Here is an 18,920-nt window from a genome sequence, read left to right on the forward strand (position 1 = left end):
ATGCCCCGCCTGCCGAAACAGAAGGCGGGGCCAGCTTCTCCGTCTACTCTTCTTCCGCCTGCTGGCGCTGCCAAAGCTGGGCATAGCGCCCCCCTTGGGCGAGCAGCATCTCATGGCTGCCCTGTTCGATGATCTTGCCCTTTTCCAAAACGACGATGCGGTCGGCCTCGGCGATGGTGGAAAGGCGGTGGGCGATGGTCAGCACCGTGCGCCCTTGGCCCGCGCGGCGCAGGGCGTCTTGGATCTCATGCTCCGTTTCGCTGTCGAGCGCGCTTGTCGCCTCATCCAACAGCAGGATCGGCGGGTCTTTCAGCAGGGTCCGCGCGATGCCGACGCGCTGTTTCTCGCCGCCTGAAAGCTTCAGCCCCCGCTCGCCGACCATGGTCTCATAGCCCTGCGGCAGCGCCATGATGAAATCGTGGATCTGTGCTGCGCGGGCGGCGTCCTCGACCTCTGCCTGGGTGGCCCCATCGCGGCCATAGGCGATGTTGTAGCCAATGGTGTCGTTAAACAGCACCGTGTCCTGTGGCACCACGCCGATGGCCATATGCAGCGAATGCTGGGTCACGTCGCGCAGGTCTTGCCCGTCGATTTTCAGCGCCCCGCCCGCGACATCGTAGAAGCGGAACAACAGCCGCCCGATGGTGGATTTGCCCGAGCCGGTCGAGCCGACGATCGCCACCGTCTCCCCCGGGCGGGCCTCAAGCGAGATGCCTTTGAGGATTTCGCGGTCGGTGTCATAGGCGAAACGCACGTTCTCCAGCGTCACATGGCCGCCGGTGACCTTGAGGTCCGGCGCGTTGGGCTTGTCGTCAATCTCGGCGGGTTGTTCGAGCAGGCCGAACATCTGGCCCATATCCACCAGCGCCTGACGAATCTCACGGTAAACGGTGCCAAGGAAGTTCAGCGGAACGGTCAGTTGGATCATGTAGGAGTTTACCATGACGAAGTCGCCGACGCTCAGCTCGCCGCTTTGCACGCCCATCGCCGCCATGACCATGACCCCCACGAGACCCGCGGTGATGATCAAGGCTTGGCCGAAGTTCAGGAAGGCGAGCGAATAGTTCGTCTTGATCGCCGCGTTCTCATAATCGGCCATCGCGGCGTCATAACGCGCCGCCTCGCGCCCCTCTGCGCCGAAGTATTTCACCGTTTCATAGTTCAGCAGGCTGTCGATCGCCTTTTGGTTGGCGTCGGTGTCGCTGTCGTTCATCTGCCGCCGCAGGCGCACGCGCCATTCGGTGACGGCAAAGGTGAACCAGACATAGAGCGCGATGGTCACCGCCACGACCGCGAGATACCAAATGTCGAAGAGCACGGCGAGGATCACGCCCACGAGGATCAGCTCAAGGATCAACGGCCCGATGGAGAAAAGCAGGAAGCGCAGCAGAAAGTCGACGCCCTTGACCCCCCGCTCGATGATCCGGCTAAGGCCCCCGGTCTTGCGGGTGATGTGATAGCGCATCGACAGTTTGTGAATGTGCTGGAAGGTCTCAAGCGCCAGCATCCGCAGGGCGCGCTGCCCGACGCGCGCGAAGACCGCATCGCGGACCTGTTGGAAGCCCACCCCCATCAGCCGCGCCATGCCGTAAGCCACGGTCAGGCCAATCGCGCCAAGCGCCAGCATCGGCGCCCCCTCGCCCGCCAGCGCATCCACCGCGTCGCGGTAGAAGAACGGCGTGGCGACGATGATCAGCTTCGACACCAGCAGCGCCAGCATGGCCAGAACCACCCGGCGTTTCACCCATGGCATATCCTTGGGCCAGAGGTAGGGCGCCACTTTGCGCAGCACGAGAAAGCCCGACTGCCGCTCGGCGGCGTCGATCATCTCGGCCTCTGTGGGGATGCGTTCGGGCTTGGGCGTCTTACGGTCGCGCCGCCGCGCGGCACTCGATTGGTCTGTATCGGCTGGCATGGGAATTCCTGAAGTGATTACAGGCTACATAGGCCCCATGGCCGTGGGTTGCCAGTACCGGGCGGCGCACAGCCGCTCTGCGCACGGCGAATGCCGCCCCGGTTTTGGCCGTTCAAATCACTCCGATGCCGGGTCTTCGGGCAGGTCGAAGACCTGTCCGGGGTAGATCAGATCGGGGTCGCGGATATTGGCGCTATTTGCCTCGAAAACCTTCACATAGAGCAGAGGATCGCCGTAACGCGTGCGCGAGATCGCCCAGAGCGTATCGCCTTTTTGCACCGTCACCGCGCTGAGCGGTCCGGTCAGCCCCTCGGTGGCGGCGGCCAGCACCTCGGGGGATTCGCGCTTGAAGGGGGTTTCTACCCGGCTGGTCACATCGCCGCCGCGGGAAAGCTCATCCACGCGCAGGGTATAGACGCCCTCGTCGATATTGGGCAGATCGCCCCGCCATCGGCCCTCTTGATCGACCGGCAGGCTGATCACGGCGTTGTTGTTCAGATAGACCCGCACCTCGCGGGTGTCCGGCTGGGCCCGGCCCGCCAGTTGCACATCGCCCTGATCGGAGTAGCCGATGGTGTCGAGCGCCACATTGGTCATCACCTGCGGCGGCGCGGTGTCGAGCCGTTCGACCCCTTCGGCGGTGGATTTCAACACCGGAGCGGGCGCGGGCGGCATTGTCGGGGCGGCTTCGGTGTCGGGCACCTCCGCAAGCGCGGGGGTGGTGGTCTCAGGCGGCGATGAGCTGCGGCCCGCGAGGTTCGGAGCCTCGGTCACGGCGGCGGGCGGTGTTTGTGCGGGGGTGGGATCGCTCTCGGCGGTGCCTGTCTCCGCCAGAGGGGTGGCTTGAGATGGTGCCTCACCGTCCGCATTTGGCGCGGCAGTGTCGCCCTCATCGGTGCCGGTTTCCGCCAACGGCGTCGCTTGGGAAGGCGTGGCGCTGATCTCTGCCCCCTGCTCGGCGGGCCCGTCTTGTTCCGACGGCGCGGCGTTCACCTCTTCAGCCGTACCCGTTCCCGCCATCGGCGTGGTTTGGGCCGGAGTTGTGCTGATCTCTTCGCTCAGCCCGGTGACCCCGTCTTGCTCCACCGTCGCGGCACTCATGTCTTCAGCGCTGCCCGTTCCGGCCATTGGCGTCGCTTGGGACGGCGCGGTGTTGCGATCCGCGCGCTGACCGGCGGCAGCGGTTTGATCCAAGGCCGCCGCGTTCTCGTCCTCCGCGGTGCCTGTTCCAGCCATTGACGTCGCTTGGGAGGGTTGCTCCGACGTTGCGCTCTGCAGGTCGGCGGTCGCGGTATCCGAAAGCGGCGTGGCCTGAGCGGGGGCGGAGGCAACCTCCTCTTCGGCGATAGCTGGGTCTTGCTCTGTCGATGCGATGCCTTCGTCCCTGTCAGCCTCGGCTTGCGTTGACTGTTCTCGGTCTGCACTGTCGGTCGCCGCGCGCGCCGTCTCGGCAGTGGCCGTTCCTGCCAGAGGGATCGCCTGCTCCGTCTGCGCAGCGGCTGGTTCTGGACCCGTTGCTGCCGCGCTCTGCTCTTCAGCGTCATTTGTTGGTGCCGGCGTCGGCTCTTCCGTGGTGGCCTCAGAGGTTTCAGGCGCCGCCGCCGCGACTGGCTGTGTGGCCCCCTCCTCAACCGACGCAACCGGGCTTTCCTCCGGCGCGATATCCGCCTCCGCCAACTGCACCGGCGCTGCGGTCGGGGTGAGGATGATCTCCTCTTCCGACGCAAGCTCCGCCGCGCCGTCCTGCCCCAAAAGCGTCAGCACATGACCCTTGCCATCGGGCGGGATCATGGCGAGGGTCGCGAATTTACCGGCCCCATCGGCGGTGGCGCGGGCCACCTCCTCGCCATCCTTCAACACGGCGACGGTGCTGCCGGGGGCCGCGCGGCCTGCGATCACCGTCATGCCGTCGCTTTCGCGGCGCACTTCGTCAAAAGCAGGGGCCTGCGGTGCCGCCTCAGGCTCTGTCGCTGCCTCTCCCTCAGGGCCGACGGAGACGCCCTTCACCGCATCTGGCACCAGCGTGGCATTCTCAGGGGTGGCATCGCGTTCGGGAAGCACGGCCACCGTCTCAGAGGCTGCCTCATCCAGCGCGCCGCGCTTGCTGCCGATCCAAGCGCCAAGCGCCAGCACCGCCGCCGCAAAGGCGCCCGCCGCCATCGCCCCCATGCCGCCAAGCCGGCCAAATCCCTTGAACATTCTCAACTTCCCCTGTGGTTGAGCCTTTTTAGCAAGCAGGCTAACAGGGGTCAAAAGCGCAGACGATCCGCGCCGAATTTTCCTAATCATCAGGACGCTTTACCATGCAACATTCTGTCTGTGTCTATTGCGGCTCCCGCCCCGGCGACGACGAAGCCTTCACCCAAGACGCCGAAACATTGGGCCGCGGTCTGGCCGAGGCCGGGCTGCGGCTGGTCTATGGCGCGGGGGATGTCGGGCTGATGGGCAGCGTCGCCCGCGCCGCCCAAACGGCGGACGGCGATACCTTCGGCGTGATCCCCGCGCATCTTGTCGCATGGGAAGTCGGCAAGACCGACCTGACCCGCTACATCGTGACCGAAACGATGCATGAGCGCAAAAAGGTGATGTTCATGAACTGCGATGCCGTGGCGGTTCTGCCCGGCGGCGCGGGGTCGTTGGATGAGCTTTTCGAGGTTCTGACCTGGCGCCAGCTGGGCCTGCATGAAAAGCCTATTTTCCTTGTGAACACAAACGGATACTGGGATCCCTTCATGTCACTGATGAACCATGTGGTGGCGCATGGCTTTGCCGATGCGACGCTGCTGGATTACGTCACCGTGGTGCCTGATGCCGATGCCGCCCTCAGCGCCCTGCGCCGCGCCTTGTCCTGACGGAAGGTGCTGACGGAATAGACCGCCAGCGCGCACCAGATCAGCACGAAAGCCTGCACATGCCAGCCCGTGAAGGGCTCGCGAAACAGGACCACGGCGCAGAAGAACTGCAAGGTCGGGTTGATGTAGCTTAGCAATCCGGCCGTCGCCATCGACAGCCGCCGCGCCGCATAGCTGAACAGGATCAGCGGCGTTGCGGTGATCGGTCCGGCGAGGATCAGCAGCACCGTATCGCGAGGGGAGGCCCCGAAGGCCCCCGCCCCATTGTCACCCGTTTGCCACAGCACGAGCACCGCAAGGGGCGACAAAAGCAGCACCTCAGCGGTAACGGAGACGACCGGCCCCACCGCCAGCCGCTTCTTCGTCAGCCCGTAAAGCCCGAAAGACGCCGCCAGCGCCATCGCCAGCCAAGGCGCAGTGCCCAAGCCATAGGTGAGCAGCGAGACCGCGACCGTCACCAACCCCACCGCGCAAAGCTGCACGGGGCTCAGCCGTTCGGCATAGACCAAGCGGCCCAGTAGCACGGAGACCAGCGGAAAGATGTAATAGCCCAAGGCCGCCTCCGTTGCCTGCCCACTCTGAACCGCCCAGATGAAAAGATACCAGTTCGTCGCGATCATCACTGCTGCGAAAGCGAGCAGGCAGAAGGCGCGCGGTCCTGCCATCGCGTCGAGGATGGCGCGCAGGCGGCGCTGCGCCGCCAACACGATTACGAAGAACACCAGCGACCAGAGGGTGCGATGGGCCAGCACCTCGGCGGCGGGCACATGCGACAGCAATTTGTAGAAGATAGACGACAGCCCCCATATGCAGCAGGCCGCGATCACGGCGGCGAAACCCTTGGTGGTGTCGGTCATGGAATATCCTTGGCGCGGTAGACTGCTTTCTTGTGAAGGCAATCAATTCCCGCGCCAAGGGAAAAGTCAGGCTTGGGCCAGTTCCCCGGCCACAATCTTTTCGATCTCGTCGATGGGGTGGTTGGTCAGGGTTTTGGGGATTTCCCCTATCACCTTGCTCTGCACCTCTTTGTGGAGGTCATCGCGCAGGTCGCCCAAGACAGCCGGAGGGGCCACCAAAACGAGCCGATCAAAGCGGCCTTTGTGAGCCAGTTTGTAAAGGATGTCTGACAAGTCCTTGGCAAAACGCTCTTTTTCCAGCTCGTGCCAGTCTGTGTCGTCAAAGGCAGAGCGGTGCCCGCTTGGACCATCGCTCATCCGCCCGGGGCGGTTGGCGGCTTGCTCCCGCGCCGGTGGGTTCTCCTGCTCCTCCTTACGCACGACCTGAAGATAGGGGTCTTCGCCGTCCGTGTGATTTTGCAGGAAAAGGGCCTTTTCGCCATCCGCGATCAGCACCCATGTGTCTTGGCTGAGTTTGGTCATGAAGGCTCTCCGTGGTTGCGTTTGTCTTCGCCGGTCACGCGGGTCACGCCATCTTCGCCCTTCTCGGCGCGGCGCATGGCGTCTTGGGTGCCGACGTCCTTTTGCAGATCACCCCCGGCGCGGCCGCCGTGATCGGGTGTGTCGGTGTCAGAGAGGAACTTTTCCGTCTCCTTCTCGCCGTCGTTAGATCGCTTCCGCTCGGCCATGTTGTCCTCCTTTTTTGACGTGAAGTCTCAGGAGAAAAACCTTTGCGAAGGGTCTTGGGTTCCAACGAAAAAACCCCGCAGCAGGCTGCGGGGTTTCTGTCTTGTGCGGGCTGCCCGCACCTTCACATGCGCGAGGCGACGTTGTCCCAGTTCACCCAGCCTGCGGCGCAGCCGCGGGCGTCGGTGACTGGGAGTGCGACGAACGCTTCAAAAGCAATCCTTGCGCGAACACGTCGCCGCTTGATTACAGGCGCGAGGCAACGTTGTCCCAGTTCACAAGGTTGTCGAGGAAGTTCGACAGGTAGTCGGGGCGCGCGTTGCGGAAGTCGATGTAGTAGGAGTGCTCCCACACGTCACAGCCAAGCAGCGCGGTTTGGTCAAAGCAAAGCGGGTTCACGCCGTTCTCGGTCTTGGTGACCTTCAGGCTGCCGTCCTTGTCTTTCACTAGCCACGCCCAGCCGGAACCGAACTGGCCTGCGCCTGCGGCCTTGAACTCGTCCTTGAACTTGTCGACGGAGCCAAAGCTCTCGGTGATGGCCTTTTCCAGCTCACCGGGCATCTTGTTGTCTTCGGGGCTCATCATTTCCCAGAACTGGTTGTGGTTCCACAGCTGGGAGATGTTGTTGAAGATGCCGGACTGGGCCACGGCGTTCGGGTCGTAGGTGCCCTTGATGATCTCTTCGAGGGTCTTGCCCTCCCACTCGGTGCCCTCAATCGCCTTGTTGCCGTTGGTGACATAGGCGTTGTGGTGCTTGTCGTGGTGGTATTCCAGCGTTTCCTTGGACATGCCTTTGGATGCAAGCGCGTCGTGGGCATAGGGGAGATCGGGAAGTTCAAAAGCCATTTCTGGGCCTCCTCGTTTGGAAATTTCGCTGTGGCCACTTGATGGGGATCAAGCGGCAACGTCAAGGTCAACGTCTGCAAATCACATCCGTTCCGAGTGAAATAGTCAGTTTTTCTCCCGACTTAGGCCGTTCGGAAATGGCCGACCGCGCTGCCGGGCTGGGCGGCTACGCAAAGTTGGTCAAACATATACTGCGCGACTGAGCGAAAGCAGATCACCTCGAAGGTGCCATCGTCACGCAGCCAGAAGGCGGCGGGCACCTGCCCCATCCGCGTGCGGCGGAACATGCCGGGGGTGAATTGATCGGGGGCGAGGTCGACGGGGGCGAGCTTGGCTAACACCTCTCGCGCATGCGGGCCTTCGACATGAAACGCCGCCCGCGCGCCAGAGACATCCATGGCGGTGGTATGGGTATCCTCGAAGGCCGCGTTCAGCCGCGCCAGCACCTCGGGCACCTGCGGGTGACGGCAGAAGAGCAGCAATTCGTCGGGCGACATCCAAGCCACCCCGGCTTCCCCGGCGAAGCGGCATTGCCCGCGTTCGGGGCGCTCTACCCCGGTAAGTTTCTTGGTCACCTTGCGCAGATAGGGCGCATCAAGGTCGCCGCGAATTGCAATCATGCCCGAGGGTGACACTTCGGAAATCATAGCGATACCAGCGTCATAGCGGGCGTTCTTCAATGCGCTTACGGGTTCAGACATTCTGTTTCTCCCCCTTGGGATCATAAAACACCGGATCGACGATCCGCGCCTCATAGGTCTTGCCATCGGTGCCGGGAAAGGTCAGCACCTCGCCCATCCGGTCCGGTCCGTGCAGCACCAGCCCCATGGCGATGCCCCGGTCCAGCGTCGGCGAGTGATAGGAGGAGGTCACCCGCCCCTGCACTACCTTCTGGCCGTTCTCATTCTCCCCTTCGCCAAGCGCATAGGCCCCATCCGGCAGGGTACTGCCATCTGTCGTCTCAAGGCCCACGAGTTTCCAGCGGCTGGGATCCTGCATATGGCTACGCTGTTGCGCGCGTTTGCCGAGGTAGTCGTCCTTCTTTTTCGAGATCGCCCAGTTCAGGCCAAGGTCTTGCGGGATCACCGTACCGTCGGTCTCATCCCCGATCATGATGAAGCCCTTTTCGGCGCGCAGGATGTGCAGACATTCCGTGCCATAGGGCATCACACCCAGATCATGCCCGGCGATCAGCAGCGCGTCCCAGAAGGCCTGCCCCTGCCCGGCTTCGACCGCGATCTCATAGCTCAGCTCACCCGAGAAAGAGATGCGGAAGACCCGGACCTTGAAGCCGCCCAATGTGCCCTCGGTCCACTCCATGAAGCCAAGCGCCTCGCGGCTGAGGTCCATCCCGCCGAGTTTCTCCAGACATTTGCGCGCATTGGGGCCGACCACGGCCACTTGCGCGTAATGTTCGGTGGCGTTGACCACATGCACTTTCCAGTCCCACCACTCGGTCTGGAGCCATTCCTCCATATGGGCATGGATGCTGTCCGCGCCGCCGGTGGTCGTGTGGCAGAGGAAGGTCTGGTCATCCAGACGCGCCACCACACCATCGTCGATCAGGAAACCGTTTTCGTTGCACATCAGCCCATAGCGGCATTTGGCGGGTTTCAGCGTCGACATCATATTGGTGTACATCATGTCGAGGAACCGCGCCGCATCCGGGCCGCGCACGATCAGCTTGCCCAGGGTCGAGGCATCCAGCAGGCCGAGGTTCTGGCGTGTGTTCGTCACCTCGCGCATCACGGCGTCATGGGTGCTTTCGCCGTCTCGCTCATAGGCATAGGGCCGCCGCCATTGGCCGACCGGTTCCCAGATCGCGCCGTTGGCCGCGTGCCAGTCATGCAGCGGAGTGCGGCGGATCGGCTGGAAGGTATCGCCCCGCGCCGCCCCCGCAATCGCGCCCATCGAAATTGGGTGGTACGGCGGGCGGAAAGTGGTGGTGCCGACGCTGGGGATCTCCGCATCCAGCGCCCCGGCGAGCGTGGCCAGCCCGTTGATATTGCTCAGCTTCCCCTGATCCGTCGCCATGCCGAGCGTGGTATAGCGTTTGGCGTGTTCGACAGAAACAAAGCCCTCTTGCGCCGCCAGCCGCACGTCCGAAACCTTCACGTCGTTCTGGTAGTCGAGAAACGTCTTTTCGCGCAGTTTGACGCTGGCGCCCTGCGGCATCTGCCAGACCGGCATCATCGGCGCTTCCTCGCGCCGGGCCGCCGTTGGTGCGGTCAGGTCGCGCGGCAATTTGAAGCCGAGCGATGTCGCCACCCCATCGGCAGCAGCATGGGCGTCATGCAACACGTCGTCGAGGGCAAAGACCCCGGCCGCAGCCCCCGCGGGCGTCACGAAACCATGGCCGTCTGCCCCGGTGGGCGGGTGGTCCTGATCGGGGCGGAAACAGGCTTTCGCCCCGTCCCACGTCAGTTTGCCGCCGCAATGGGACCACAGATGCACCACGGGCGACCATCCGCCCGACATCGCCACCGCATCGCAGTCGATCTCTTCCAAGACGGCCCCTTCGCCCGCCTGCGAACAGACGGCCACACCGGTCACCCGCTTGCCCCCCTGAACCGAGGAGACCGCATGGCCCATCACCACCCGAATGCCAAGCGCGCGGGCCAGAGCGACCAATTCACTGTCTTGCGGCAAGACGCGGGCATCCAGCACGGCGGGCACCTCTAGCCCCGCCTGTTTCAACGCAATCGCCGTGAGATAGGCGTTGTCGTTATTTGTCACCACCACGGTACGATCGCCCGGTGAGACCCCGTAATTCGCCACATAGTCGCGCATGGCCGAGGCGAGCATCACGCCCGGCACGTCATTGCCCGCAAAGCTAAGCGGCCGCTCGATCGCGCCGGTCGCGGTGATCACATGGGCCGCCCGCACGCGCCAAAGCCGATGGCGCGGACCTGCGCTCTCGGGGGCATGATCCCGCAGCCGTTCATAGCCCAGCACGTAGCCGTGATCGTAAACCCCTGCCCCCATGGTTCGGTCGCGCAGCTCCACATTCTCCAGCCCGCGCAGCCGGTCGAGGGTTTGCGCGATCCAGTCCGCCACCGGCGCACCGTCCACTGTGCCACCGTCAACCGGCGCCCGCCCGCCCCAATGGGCCGACTGCTCCATCACGATGACACGCACGCCGCTTCGGCCCGCAGACAAAGCGGCCTGAAGCCCCGCGACACCGCCACCAACGACCAGCACGTCGCAGAAGGCGTGGAAATGTTCATAGGTGTCGGCATCCGCTGCCTTCGGCGCTTTGCCCAGACCGGCAGAATGGCGGATGATCGGCTCATAGAGATGCTTCCACAGCGGGCGCGGGTGCATGAACATTTTGTAGTAAAAACCCGCGGGCAGAAAACGGCTGAGGTGTTTGTTGATCGCGCCCACGTCGAACTCAAGGCTCGGCCAGTGGTTCTGGCTTTCCGCCGCGAGCCCTTCGTAAAGCTCGGTCGTGGTGACGCGGGCATTGGGCTCGAACCGCCCCTCTTGGCCGAGACCGACCAGACCGTTGGGCTCTTCCGGGCCGGAGGTCACGATGCCGCGCGGACGGTGGTATTTGAACGAACGCCCGACCAGCACCTGATCATTGGCCAACAGCGCCGAGGCCAGCGTGTCCCCCTCATAGCCGCGCATCTGCTTGCCGTTGAAGGTAAAGCTCAGCGGTTTGCTTTTGTTCAGCAGGCGGCCGCCTGTGGCCAGTCTTGTGCTCATCGTGGAAAACCTTGGGGGCTGAGGATGGGGGTAAATGCCGGGGCGGGACGAACAGGGGCGGGGCTAGCTGGCGCGCTGCCACTGCCACTCGGGATGGCGTTTGCGGATCGCCTCAAGGATGTGATCCGGCGGGACGAGGGTCTGCGCGGGATAGCTGCCAAAGACTTCGAGCGTGGCGGTATCGCGGGCCATATGGAACCACTTGCCGCAGCCATAGACATGCCGCCACCGTTCAAGATGCACGCCCTTGGGGTTCTCGCGCATGAAGAGATAGCGCTCGAAATCCTCTTCGGACCCGCCGGGGCCAATGCGTTTCAAATGCGCCTCCCCGCCGCTGTGAAACTCTGTCTCTTCGGCGGTGACATGGCAGCATGGACAGGTAAGGATCAACATGGGCAGGCTCCTGCGCGGGGAGAGAACGGCAAAACGCCGCCCCGGCGCAAAAGCGCGGAGCGGCGTGGATCGTGCAAGGGCAACGCAAAGCGCGTGGCCGTGGTTAGTTTACTCGGTCGGGGTTGCGGCCTCGTCCACGGCATCCGCCGTGCCTTCGATGGCATCGCCTGTGCTTTCGGCAGCGCCTTCGATGTTGACGTTGACGTCATTCGCGCCGTCGATGTCGCCGCCTGCAAAGAGGAAGTAGGCCAGCAGGGCCACGACAACCACAACCGCGCCGACGATAAAGGCAAGGCCGCTGTTGCCGCCACGATCCGTCGTGGTCGTGGTCGTGGTGGTGTTGGTGTGATCGACGTGATCGGTGCGGTTGTGATCCGGGGTTGCCATTGTTCAGCTCCGTTATTTCCAATGTCTGAACGGGCAACTCCGGCGCGGGTGAATTCGTTCCGCGCAATACAACGAGGCAGCGACTTGTGGCCGATCCGCAACATCAATGGGCCACCCCGGCGGCTACGGATTCGTCGATGAAGCGGCCTTCGGCGAACCGCTCCAGCCCGAAGGCATCGGTTAGCGGCGAATGTCCCTTGGCCATCAATTCGGCGAAGCCCCAGCCCGAGCCGGGGATCGCCTTGAAGCCGCCCGTGCCCCAGCCACCATTGATAAAGACCCCCTCCACCGGGGTTTTGCTGAGGATCGGAGAGCGGTCGCCGGTGACATCCACGATGCCGCCCCATTGCCGCAGCATCTTGAGCCGCGAGATCATCGGAAAGGTTTCGACCAGCGCGCGCACCGTCTCTTCAATATGGTGAAAGCTGCCGCGTTGGGTGTAATTGTTATGCCCGTCCGTGCCCCCGCCGATGACCATCTCGCCCTTGTCGGACTGGCTCATATAGCCGTGCACCGTATTGGCCATGACGACGACATCCATACAGGGTTTGACCGGTTCTGAGACCAGCGCCTGCAAGGCCACGCTTTCGATCGGCAGACGAAAGCCCGCCATATTCGCCAGCTGCCCCGAATGCCCCGCCACGACGATGCCCAGCTTGTCGCAGTCGATATCGCCGCGGGTGGTGCTGACGCCGGTGACCTTGCCGCCCGTCTGGCGCACGCCGGTAACCTCGCATTTCTGGATGATGTCCATGCCCATATCCGAGCAAGCCCGCGCATAGCCCCAAGCCACCGCATCGTGCCGCGCGGTGCCGCCGCGGGCTTGCCAAAGCCCCCCCAGCACCGGGTAGCGCGGCCCGTCGATGTTGATGATCGGCACCAGTTGTTTGACCCGATCCGGGCCGATAAACTCGGTCTGCACGCCTTGCAGGGCGTTGGCGTGGGCCGTGCGTTTGTAGCCGCGCACCTCATGTTCGGTCTGCGCCAGCATGATGACACCACGGGGGCTAAACATGACGTTGTAGTTCAGGTCTTGGCTCATCGTCTCGTAAAGACTGCGCGCCTTTTCGTAGATCGCAGCCGAGGGGTCTTGCAGGTAGTTCGAGCGGATGATCGTCGTGTTGCGCCCGGTGTTGCCGCCGCCGAGCCAGCCTTTCTCCAGCACCGCGACATTGGTGATGCCGAAGTTCTTGCCCAGATAATAGGCCGTCGCCAGCCCATGGCCGCCCGCGCCCACGATGATCACGTCATAGCGCTTTTTCGGCTGCGCATCGCGCCATGCGCGGGTCCATCCCGTATGATGGCGCATCGCCTCTCGGGCCACTGCGAAAACGGAGTATTTCTTCATCACGTCACTTCCCGGCAAGGATTCGGGCCGCGCGGGCGGCTGTGCTCAGTTCTGAGCCTAGGCGCAGATATGCGAAATGACCACCACGGCATTTGGACGCGGTTTTGCGACATGCGGCGCGATTGGTGAAAAATGCCGCAGGGCACGCGGCATTTGCGGGCTTTTGTCGGGGCCGGTCAAAGGTTAGGTAGAGGCCATGATATTCTGGTTTCTCTCTGGCGCGATGGCGCTTGTCGTGGGCGGTCTTTTGGCGCGGGCCGCTTGGCGCGGCGCGGATACGCCCCTGCCCGCTCAGGCGGACTATGATCTCAAGGTGTACCGCGACCAATTGGATGAGGTTGAGCGCGATGTGGCGCGCGGGATCGTCCCCGAGGCCGACGCCGCCCGCATCCGGACCGAGATTTCGCGCCGCATCCTTGCCGCCGATGCCGCCGCCCGCGACAGGGGGCCGCAAAACGCCACCCGCCCCGCGCCCGCGGTGCTGATCGCCGGGGTCGTGGCCTTGGGCGCCGGGTCTTTGGCGCTCTATTGGCATCTGGGCCAGCCCGGCTATGGCGATCTTGCCCTCGCCGACCGCATCGCCTTTGCCGAGGATATGCGCCGCAACCGTCCCAGCCAGCAAAGCGCGGTGGAGAGCCTGCCTGCCAGCCCTGCCACCGACGGGCTGAGCGCCGATTACCTCGCCCTGATGCAGCAGCTGCGTGCCACGGTCAAAGACCGGCCCGAAGACCTGCAAGGGCAAACCCTTCTGGCGCAGAACGAAGCCCGCATCGGCAATTTCGCCGCTGCCGCCGACGCGCAGGCCGATGTGTTGCGTCTCAAAGGGGCTGACCGCACGGCCAAGGACATCGCCGATTATGCCGAACTCTTGGTGCTGGCAGCGGGCGGTTATGTCTCTCCCGAGGCGGAAACCGCCCTGCGCGAAGTGTTGAACCGCGATGAGCAGGATGGCCGGGCGCGCTATTACCTCGGCCTGATGATGGTGCAGACCGGACGGCCCGATGTGGGCTTTCGCATCTGGGATGCACTGCTGCGGCGCGGGCCTGCCGATGCCCCGTGGATCGAGCCGATCCGCGCGCAAATCGCCCAAGTGGCCGCCCTAGCCGGGGTGAATTACGAGTTGCCGCAGATTGGCAGCGGCACGCCCGCGCGCGGCCCTTCGGCCGAAGACATCGAAGCCGCCTCGGAGATGAGCGCGGATGACCGGATGGAGATGATCGGCGGCATGGTTGCGGGCCTGTCGGACCGTCTGGCCAGCGAAGGCGGCCCGCCGCAGGACTGGGCGCGGCTGATCACCTCGCTGGGGGTCTTGGGCGATACCGATCAGGCCCGGGCGGTCTATGACAATGCGCTTGAGGTCTTCTCGGGCGATAATGCGGCGCTGGACATGATCCGCAGCGCCGGGGAACGTGCAGGGGTGGCAGGATGATTTACGACGAAACCGCAGATTTCATCGCCGCCCTGCCCCCGATGCAGGCGCTGATCGGGCTGGACTTGGGCGAGAAAACCATCGGCGTGGCGGTGAGCGACAGTTTCCAATCCGTCGCCACCCCGCTGGAAACCGTGCGCCGCAAGAAGTTCGGCGTCGATGCCGCCCGCCTGACCGAGATCATCGCGGAGCGTCGCATCGGCGGGCTTGTTCTGGGGCTGCCGCGCAATATGGATGGCACCGAGGGGCCGCGCTGCCAGTCGACCCGCGCCTTTGCGCGCAACTTCGACCGGCTCAGCCCGCTGCCGATCACCTATTGGGACGAACGCCTGTCGACCGTGGCCGCCGAACGCGCGCTGCTCGAGGCCGATACCACACGCAAACGCCGCGCCGAGGTGATTGACCATGTGGCGGCGGGCTATATCCTTCAGGGGCTTCTGGATCGTTTGCAGGTGATGCGCCGTGACTAAGAAAAGGGTCTGGCAACGTGATGAGGTCGAAAGCCCCTGCATCAACATCTGCGTGGTGCATCCCGAAAGCCGTCTTTGCACCGGCTGTCTGCGGTCGATCGACGAGATTGGCCGCTGGTCCGCGATGAGCGCCGAGGAACGCCGCGCCATCATGGCGGAACTGCCCGCACGCGAAAGCGCCCATGCGAAACGGCGCGGGGGCCGCGCGGCAAAGTTGGCCCGACGGCGCGACTAGCGCGGCCTCAGGCGCCGCGGCGCTGGACGATCTGGTTCAGGAAAATAAGAGCCGCTTCGCCATTGCTCGCGTCCTGATGCCCCATCGGGGCCGCGTTGTAGTTGGCGGCAGGCACAGAGGCACGGGCGAAGGTCAGGCAGGTCTCACGGGTGAACATCCCATCGAAACGAAACGCCCGGCGGCCCCGGCGCGCAGGTCTCCAATAGGCGAGGTCGCTGCCCTGCCCTTTGAGGATGATCGCTTTGGTCCCGCTTCGGCGCATCTCGTCACGTCCCTTGGTTCGGATGATTCTGCGTTTGTTATGGCATTTAGCCCGCAGTTTGTGTCGAGATTACGGCAATTTAGTGAACATTGTCCGAAATTGGGCAAAAAGAGCCGCATTCCGGCAGGAGTAAGGTCAAAAACGGGACGCCTCAGCCCCAAAGCGCCTTTCTCAGCATGTTCAGCGCCACCAGCACGAGGAAGACGGCAAAGACCCTCCGCAGCGGCTTGGGGTCCATCGCATGGGCCAGCCGCACGCCCCAGGGCGCGGTAATCACTGTCATCGCCACGACGATCCCAAAGGCCGCAAGGTTGACCGCGCCAAGGGTCAGCGGCGGGCGGTTCTGGCCGATGTCGACAAAGAGAAAGGCAATCACCGAAGGCACAGCGATCAAAAGGCCAAAGCCCGCCGCCGTGGCCACGGCCTTGTGAATCGGCCGCCCGTGCAATGTCATCAGCGGTACGCCAAAGCTGCCGCCGCCGATCCCCATGAGCACCGACAGAAAGCCCACCATCGGCGACAGGAGCGCGCGTTTAAGGCCGTGCGGCATGGTCTCCCCCAAACGCCACTCGCTGCGCCCGAAGCCATGGTAGAGGCCCACGCAAAGCGCCAGCCCGCCAAAGATCACCTGTAGTGTTTGTGTCCGCAGTTGCGACACCAGCAACACGCCCAGAATGGCCCCCAGCATGATCCCCGGCGCCCAAGTGCGCAGAATTTCCCAATCCACCGCGCCCTTTTTGTTATGGGCATGAACCGAACGCGCAGAGGTGACGATGATCGTCGCCAAAGAGGTCGCAAGGCAAATCTGCATCAACTGCGGCCCGCCATAGCCCAGCGATTGCAGCACATAAAAGAACGCCGGGACCAAGACGATCCCCCCGCCGACACCCAAAAGCCCCGCCAGAATTCCGGCAAAACCGCCGATCAGGGCGAGCAGCACCAGCATCGGCAATAGATCGTTCAATTCTGGCATGGGCCCCTCCCCGGCTGTCTTTGGCTCTATCAAGCCGTTTCGCGCAGAGGGTTCAAGGCGATAACGCCGGGGTTGCACTTTGGCCAAGGCCGGTTAGGTTGCCCGCAACCGTGGGCCCCAAGCGCACCGACCGTTTGCCGCCTGCCCCATATGGCCCCGGCCATTCCATCCGAAAGGACATCTCGTGCTACGTTCAGCGCTCATTCTCGGGTTGCTGGGGCTGGTCGGCCCCTTCGCCATCGACATGTATCTGCCTGCCATGCCCGCCATCGCCGCCAGCTATGGCGCCTCTGAGACGGCGGTTCAGGGGACAATCACCGCCTATTTCATCGCCTTCGGACTGGGGCAGCTTTTCTATGGCCCTTGGGCCGATCAGGCGGGGCGCAAGCTGCCGATCATGGTCGGGCTCGCGCTGTTTCTGATCGCCTCTTTCGGGGCGGCCTTCGCCCCGTCGATGGCGGCGCTGACCGGCTGGCGCGCGCTGCAAGGGCTGGGCGGCGCGGTGCTGATGGTGGTGCCCCGCGCGATCATCCGCGATCAATATACCGGGACACAGGCGACGCGCTTGATGGCGATGTTGATGCTGGTGATCTCGATCTCGCCGATGCTGGCCCCGCTGGCCGGCAGCGCGGTTCTGGCCTTGGCAGATTGGCGCGCGATTTTCATAGCCCTCGGCGTGCTGGCGGTTGCCGCGCTGGCCCTTACCGCATTCGTCCAGCCCGAAACGCTGCCCGTCAAACGCCGCGTTCGGATCAATCCGCGCAGCCTCTGGCGCGGGGCGAAAGTGCTGCTGAACGATCCGATCTTCATGGGGCTGACCTTTATCGGCGGCTTCGCCATGGGGTCTTTCTTTGTCTTCATCGCCTTCGCGCCCTTTGTCTATACCGGGCAATACGGGCTGGGGCCGACCGGGTTCTCGCTGGCTTTCGCGGTCAATGCGGTTGGCTTTTTCTCGGCTTCGCAACTGGCGGGATGGCTGGGGGAACGCTGGGGCATGCGCAGCCTCGTGCGGCGCGGGGTGGCGGGCTTTGTCTTCTTCTCTGCCGCAATCTTTATCATCGCGCTCACAACCGATCCGGGCCTCTATCTGGTAATGGCGGGGCTGTTCTGCGCCAATGCCTGCCTCGGCGTAGTGGTGCCGACGGTGATGGTCGTGGCGCTGGACGACCACGGCGATATCGCGGGACTGGCCTCGTCCTTGGGCGGCACCCTGCAGATGGTGGCCGGGGGCCTTTCCATCGCGCTGGCCGGGCCGTTTTTCGACGGCAGCGTCACGCCCATGCTGGGGGCCATCGCGGCCTGCGGTCTGGTGGCGGCCCTGCTCACATCGGCGCTGCTGCGGCCCCGCCCAGTGGCAGAGCCCAGCGTCTGACCCTACCCCGCCGCGGCCACATCCTGCGCCGCGGCGACTTCGGCCAAAGCAGCCTCGACCAGTTCCGGGCCCGCGCCGGGCTTATGTGCCCCTTCGGAGAGGATACGCCGCCACTGCCGCACACCGGGCCGCCCGGCGAAAAGCCCCAGCATATGCCGGGTGATCTGCCCGAGCCGCCCTCCGTCCGCCAAATGCGCCTCGATATAGGGCAACATCCCCTGCACCGCCGCCTCAGCACTGTTGTCGCTGCCCTGCCCATAGATGCGCCGGTCTGCCGTGGCGAGGATATCCGCAGGCGCGTGATAAGCGCTGCGCCCCACCATAACGCCATCGAGCCCCGCATCGAGAAAGGCTTCGGCCTGATCGAGCGAGGTGATCCCACCATTGACCGAGATATGCAGGTTCGGGAACAGCCCCTTCATCCGATGGACGAGGTCATAATCCAGCGGCGGAATATCGCGGTTTTCCTTGGGGCTTAGCCCCTGCAACCACGCCTTGCGCGCATGGATCGTCACACGGGTGCAGCCCGCCGCCACGATCCGCGACAGGAACTCGGGGAGGATCTCTTCGGGGTTCTGCTCGTCCACCCCGATGCGGCATTTCACCGTCACCTCGACATCGCAGGCCGCGCGCATCGCGTCGACGCATTCGGCCACCAGCCCCGGCTGCTGCATCAAGACGGCCCCGAACGCGCCCGACTGCACCCGGTCAGAGGGGCAGCCGCAATTGAGGTTGATCTCATCGTAGCCCGCCGCGGCCCCCAACCGCGCCGCCTGCGCCAACTCCTGCGGGTCGGACCCGCCCAATTGCAATGCAACGGGATGTTCGGCAGGGTCGTGATCCAGCAGATGCAGCGCGCCGCCGCGCACCAAGGCGGGGGCGGTGACCATCTCGGTATAAAGCAGGGTCTCGCGGCTGAGCAGCCGGTGGAGGTAGCGGCAGTGGCGGTCGGTCCAGTCCATCATGGGTGCCACCGAGAGACGCGCGGCGCGGTAAACCTCGGCGTGGGTGAGTTTTTGGTCGCGCATGCGGCAGGCTCCGTCTTTGGGTCACGGCCTTCTGCACGGCTTTACGGGGGTGGCGCAAGCTGTTCTTATGCCGCATCCGCCCCCGCGCGGGATGTCGCGGGGGCGGGCGCGCCGCG

19 protein-coding genes are annotated in these 18,920 nt (G+C 64.2%); 5 read left to right on the forward strand and 14 right to left on the reverse strand.

Annotation, left to right across the window (positions count from 1 at the left end; all coding sequences use genetic code 11):
• Positions 1 to 43 precede the first annotated feature (43 nt).
• Positions 44 to 1,915 (reverse strand): ABCB family ABC transporter ATP-binding protein/permease, encoded by a 1,872-nt coding sequence (locus ACGYLC_RS13865; protein WP_394423384.1) that lies wholly within the window; start codon positions 1,913 to 1,915, stop codon positions 44 to 46.
• Positions 1,916 to 2,032: 117 nt separating this feature from the next.
• On the reverse strand, positions 2,033 to 4,114 hold the full coding sequence (locus tag ACGYLC_RS13870; RefSeq protein ID WP_394423385.1) for a LysM peptidoglycan-binding domain-containing protein: 2,082 nt from the start codon (positions 4,112 to 4,114) through the stop codon (positions 2,033 to 2,035).
• A gap of 104 nt (positions 4,115 to 4,218) precedes the next feature.
• Between ACGYLC_RS13870 and ACGYLC_RS13875 the strand changes: the two genes are divergently transcribed.
• Positions 4,219 to 4,767, forward strand: a complete 549-nt coding sequence (locus ACGYLC_RS13875) for a TIGR00730 family Rossman fold protein (protein WP_394423386.1) — start codon at positions 4,219 to 4,221, stop codon at positions 4,765 to 4,767.
• Here the strand turns inward: ACGYLC_RS13875 and rarD are convergent.
• From rarD to ACGYLC_RS13920, 9 genes are all read right to left on the reverse strand, one after another.
• The gene (gene rarD, locus ACGYLC_RS13880) at positions 4,704 to 5,624 is read right to left on the reverse strand and encodes an EamA family transporter RarD (RefSeq protein WP_394423387.1); all 921 of its coding nucleotides are present in this window, start codon (positions 5,622 to 5,624) and stop codon (positions 4,704 to 4,706) included. The genes ACGYLC_RS13875 and rarD overlap by 64 nt on opposite strands.
• A 66-nt stretch (positions 5,625 to 5,690) precedes the next feature.
• Positions 5,691 to 6,146, reverse strand: coding sequence for a host attachment family protein (locus ACGYLC_RS13885; protein ID WP_394400505.1), 456 nt, complete (start codon positions 6,144 to 6,146; stop codon positions 5,691 to 5,693).
• The gene (locus ACGYLC_RS13890; protein ID WP_394423388.1) at positions 6,143 to 6,352 is read right to left on the reverse strand and encodes a hypothetical protein; all 210 of its coding nucleotides are present in this window, start codon (positions 6,350 to 6,352) and stop codon (positions 6,143 to 6,145) included. Before ACGYLC_RS13890 ends, ACGYLC_RS13885 begins: the two co-directional genes overlap by 4 nt.
• Positions 6,353 to 6,596: 244 nt before the next feature.
• A complete protein-coding gene (locus ACGYLC_RS13895; RefSeq protein ID WP_067266441.1) occupies positions 6,597 to 7,196 on the reverse strand; it encodes a superoxide dismutase in 600 nt (199 codons plus the stop codon).
• 122 nt (positions 7,197 to 7,318) lie between these two features.
• Complete coding sequence (locus tag ACGYLC_RS13900) at positions 7,319 to 7,897, reverse strand: sarcosine oxidase subunit gamma (RefSeq protein ID WP_394423389.1); 579 nt, start codon at positions 7,895 to 7,897, stop codon at positions 7,319 to 7,321.
• Complete coding sequence (locus ACGYLC_RS13905; RefSeq protein WP_394423390.1) at positions 7,890 to 10,907, reverse strand: sarcosine oxidase subunit alpha family protein; 3,018 nt, start codon at positions 10,905 to 10,907, stop codon at positions 7,890 to 7,892. The genes ACGYLC_RS13900 and ACGYLC_RS13905 overlap by 8 nt, the downstream gene beginning before the upstream one ends.
• 63 nt (positions 10,908 to 10,970) lie before the next feature.
• A complete protein-coding gene (locus ACGYLC_RS13910) occupies positions 10,971 to 11,300 on the reverse strand; it encodes a sarcosine oxidase subunit delta (protein WP_394423391.1) in 330 nt (109 codons plus the stop codon).
• A gap of 108 nt (positions 11,301 to 11,408) precedes the next feature.
• Positions 11,409 to 11,687: a hypothetical protein gene (locus ACGYLC_RS13915; protein WP_394423392.1), complete on the reverse strand. Its 279-nt coding sequence runs from the start codon at positions 11,685 to 11,687 to the stop codon at positions 11,409 to 11,411.
• Positions 11,688 to 11,790: 103 nt separating this feature from the next.
• Positions 11,791 to 13,035, reverse strand: coding sequence for a sarcosine oxidase subunit beta family protein (locus tag ACGYLC_RS13920; protein ID WP_322329468.1), 1,245 nt, complete (start codon positions 13,033 to 13,035; stop codon positions 11,791 to 11,793).
• Positions 13,036 to 13,231: 196 nt separating this feature from the next.
• On the opposite strand from ACGYLC_RS13920, the gene ccmI reads away from it, so the two are divergent.
• From ccmI to ACGYLC_RS13935, 3 genes are read left to right on the forward strand one after another with little or no spacing between them, the layout of a single operon-like run.
• The gene (gene ccmI, locus ACGYLC_RS13925; protein WP_394423393.1) at positions 13,232 to 14,464 is read left to right on the forward strand and encodes a c-type cytochrome biogenesis protein CcmI; all 1,233 of its coding nucleotides are present in this window, start codon (positions 13,232 to 13,234) and stop codon (positions 14,462 to 14,464) included.
• Positions 14,461 to 14,934 carry a Holliday junction resolvase RuvX gene (gene ruvX / locus ACGYLC_RS13930; RefSeq protein WP_067264722.1) on the forward strand — a complete coding sequence of 158 codons (474 nt, stop codon included), beginning with the start codon at positions 14,461 to 14,463 and terminating at the stop codon, positions 14,932 to 14,934. Before ccmI ends, ruvX begins: the two co-directional genes overlap by 4 nt.
• Positions 14,927 to 15,169, forward strand: a complete 243-nt coding sequence (locus ACGYLC_RS13935; RefSeq protein ID WP_394423394.1) for a DUF1289 domain-containing protein — start codon at positions 14,927 to 14,929, stop codon at positions 15,167 to 15,169. Before ruvX ends, ACGYLC_RS13935 begins: the two co-directional genes overlap by 8 nt.
• A gap of 7 nt (positions 15,170 to 15,176) precedes the next feature.
• On the opposite strand, the gene ACGYLC_RS13940 is transcribed toward ACGYLC_RS13935, so the two are convergent.
• Both ACGYLC_RS13940 and ACGYLC_RS13945 read right to left on the reverse strand, forming a co-directional pair.
• Entirely contained in the window at positions 15,177 to 15,431 is a 255-nt protein-coding gene (locus tag ACGYLC_RS13940; RefSeq protein WP_394423395.1) for a hypothetical protein, read from the reverse strand.
• 151 nt (positions 15,432 to 15,582) lie between these two features.
• Entirely contained in the window at positions 15,583 to 16,404 is an 822-nt protein-coding gene (locus ACGYLC_RS13945; RefSeq protein WP_394423396.1) for a sulfite exporter TauE/SafE family protein, read from the reverse strand.
• A 184-nt stretch (positions 16,405 to 16,588) separates the two neighbouring features.
• Here ACGYLC_RS13945 and ACGYLC_RS13950 point away from each other — a divergent pair, with 184 nt between their 5' ends.
• Positions 16,589 to 17,776 (forward strand): multidrug effflux MFS transporter, encoded by a 1,188-nt coding sequence (locus ACGYLC_RS13950; RefSeq protein WP_394423397.1) that lies wholly within the window; start codon positions 16,589 to 16,591, stop codon positions 17,774 to 17,776.
• A gap of 2 nt (positions 17,777 to 17,778) precedes the next feature.
• Here the strand turns inward: ACGYLC_RS13950 and dusA are convergent, their stop codons facing one another.
• Positions 17,779 to 18,804 carry a tRNA dihydrouridine(20/20a) synthase DusA gene (dusA, locus tag ACGYLC_RS13955; RefSeq protein WP_394423398.1) on the reverse strand — a complete coding sequence of 342 codons (1,026 nt, stop codon included), beginning with the start codon at positions 18,802 to 18,804 and terminating at the stop codon, positions 17,779 to 17,781.
• Positions 18,805 to 18,920 lie beyond the last annotated feature (116 nt).

The organism is Sulfitobacter sp. 1A12157, from assembly GCF_043557345.1.
Lineage (GTDB): Bacteria > Pseudomonadota > Alphaproteobacteria > Rhodobacterales > Rhodobacteraceae > Sulfitobacter.

What these genes read in the sequence shown, in the direction of transcription:
- ACGYLC_RS13885 (WP_394400505.1), bottom strand. Translation starts at nt 6,146, where the DNA reads ATGACCAAACTCAGCCAAGACACATGGGTGCTGATCGCGGATGGCGAA.
- ACGYLC_RS13945 (WP_394423396.1), bottom strand. Translation starts at nt 16,404, where the DNA reads ATGCCAGAATTGAACGATCTATTGCCGATGCTGGTGCTGCTCGCCCTG.
- ccmI (WP_394423393.1), top strand. Translation starts at nt 13,232, where the DNA reads ATGATATTCTGGTTTCTCTCTGGCGCGATGGCGCTTGTCGTGGGCGGT.
- ACGYLC_RS13870 (WP_394423385.1), bottom strand. Translation starts at nt 4,114, where the DNA reads ATGTTCAAGGGATTTGGCCGGCTTGGCGGCATGGGGGCGATGGCGGCG.
- dusA (WP_394423398.1), bottom strand. Translation starts at nt 18,804, where the DNA reads ATGCGCGACCAAAAACTCACCCACGCCGAGGTTTACCGCGCCGCGCGT.
- rarD (WP_394423387.1), bottom strand. Translation starts at nt 5,624, where the DNA reads ATGACCGACACCACCAAGGGTTTCGCCGCCGTGATCGCGGCCTGCTGC.
- ACGYLC_RS13905 (WP_394423390.1), bottom strand. Translation starts at nt 10,907, where the DNA reads ATGAGCACAAGACTGGCCACAGGCGGCCGCCTGCTGAACAAAAGCAAA.
- ACGYLC_RS13910 (WP_394423391.1), bottom strand. Translation starts at nt 11,300, where the DNA reads ATGTTGATCCTTACCTGTCCATGCTGCCATGTCACCGCCGAAGAGACA.
- ACGYLC_RS13920 (WP_322329468.1), bottom strand. Translation starts at nt 13,035, where the DNA reads ATGAAGAAATACTCCGTTTTCGCAGTGGCCCGAGAGGCGATGCGCCAT.
- ACGYLC_RS13865 (WP_394423384.1), bottom strand. Translation starts at nt 1,915, where the DNA reads ATGCCAGCCGATACAGACCAATCGAGTGCCGCGCGGCGGCGCGACCGT.
- ACGYLC_RS13915 (WP_394423392.1), bottom strand. Translation starts at nt 11,687, where the DNA reads ATGGCAACCCCGGATCACAACCGCACCGATCACGTCGATCACACCAAC.
- ACGYLC_RS13900 (WP_394423389.1), bottom strand. Translation starts at nt 7,897, where the DNA reads ATGTCTGAACCCGTAAGCGCATTGAAGAACGCCCGCTATGACGCTGGT.
- ACGYLC_RS13940 (WP_394423395.1), bottom strand. Translation starts at nt 15,431, where the DNA reads ATGCGCCGAAGCGGGACCAAAGCGATCATCCTCAAAGGGCAGGGCAGC.
- ruvX (WP_067264722.1), top strand. Translation starts at nt 14,461, where the DNA reads ATGATTTACGACGAAACCGCAGATTTCATCGCCGCCCTGCCCCCGATG.
- ACGYLC_RS13895 (WP_067266441.1), bottom strand. Translation starts at nt 7,196, where the DNA reads ATGGCTTTTGAACTTCCCGATCTCCCCTATGCCCACGACGCGCTTGCA.
- ACGYLC_RS13890 (WP_394423388.1), bottom strand. Translation starts at nt 6,352, where the DNA reads ATGGCCGAGCGGAAGCGATCTAACGACGGCGAGAAGGAGACGGAAAAG.
- ACGYLC_RS13875 (WP_394423386.1), top strand. Translation starts at nt 4,219, where the DNA reads ATGCAACATTCTGTCTGTGTCTATTGCGGCTCCCGCCCCGGCGACGAC.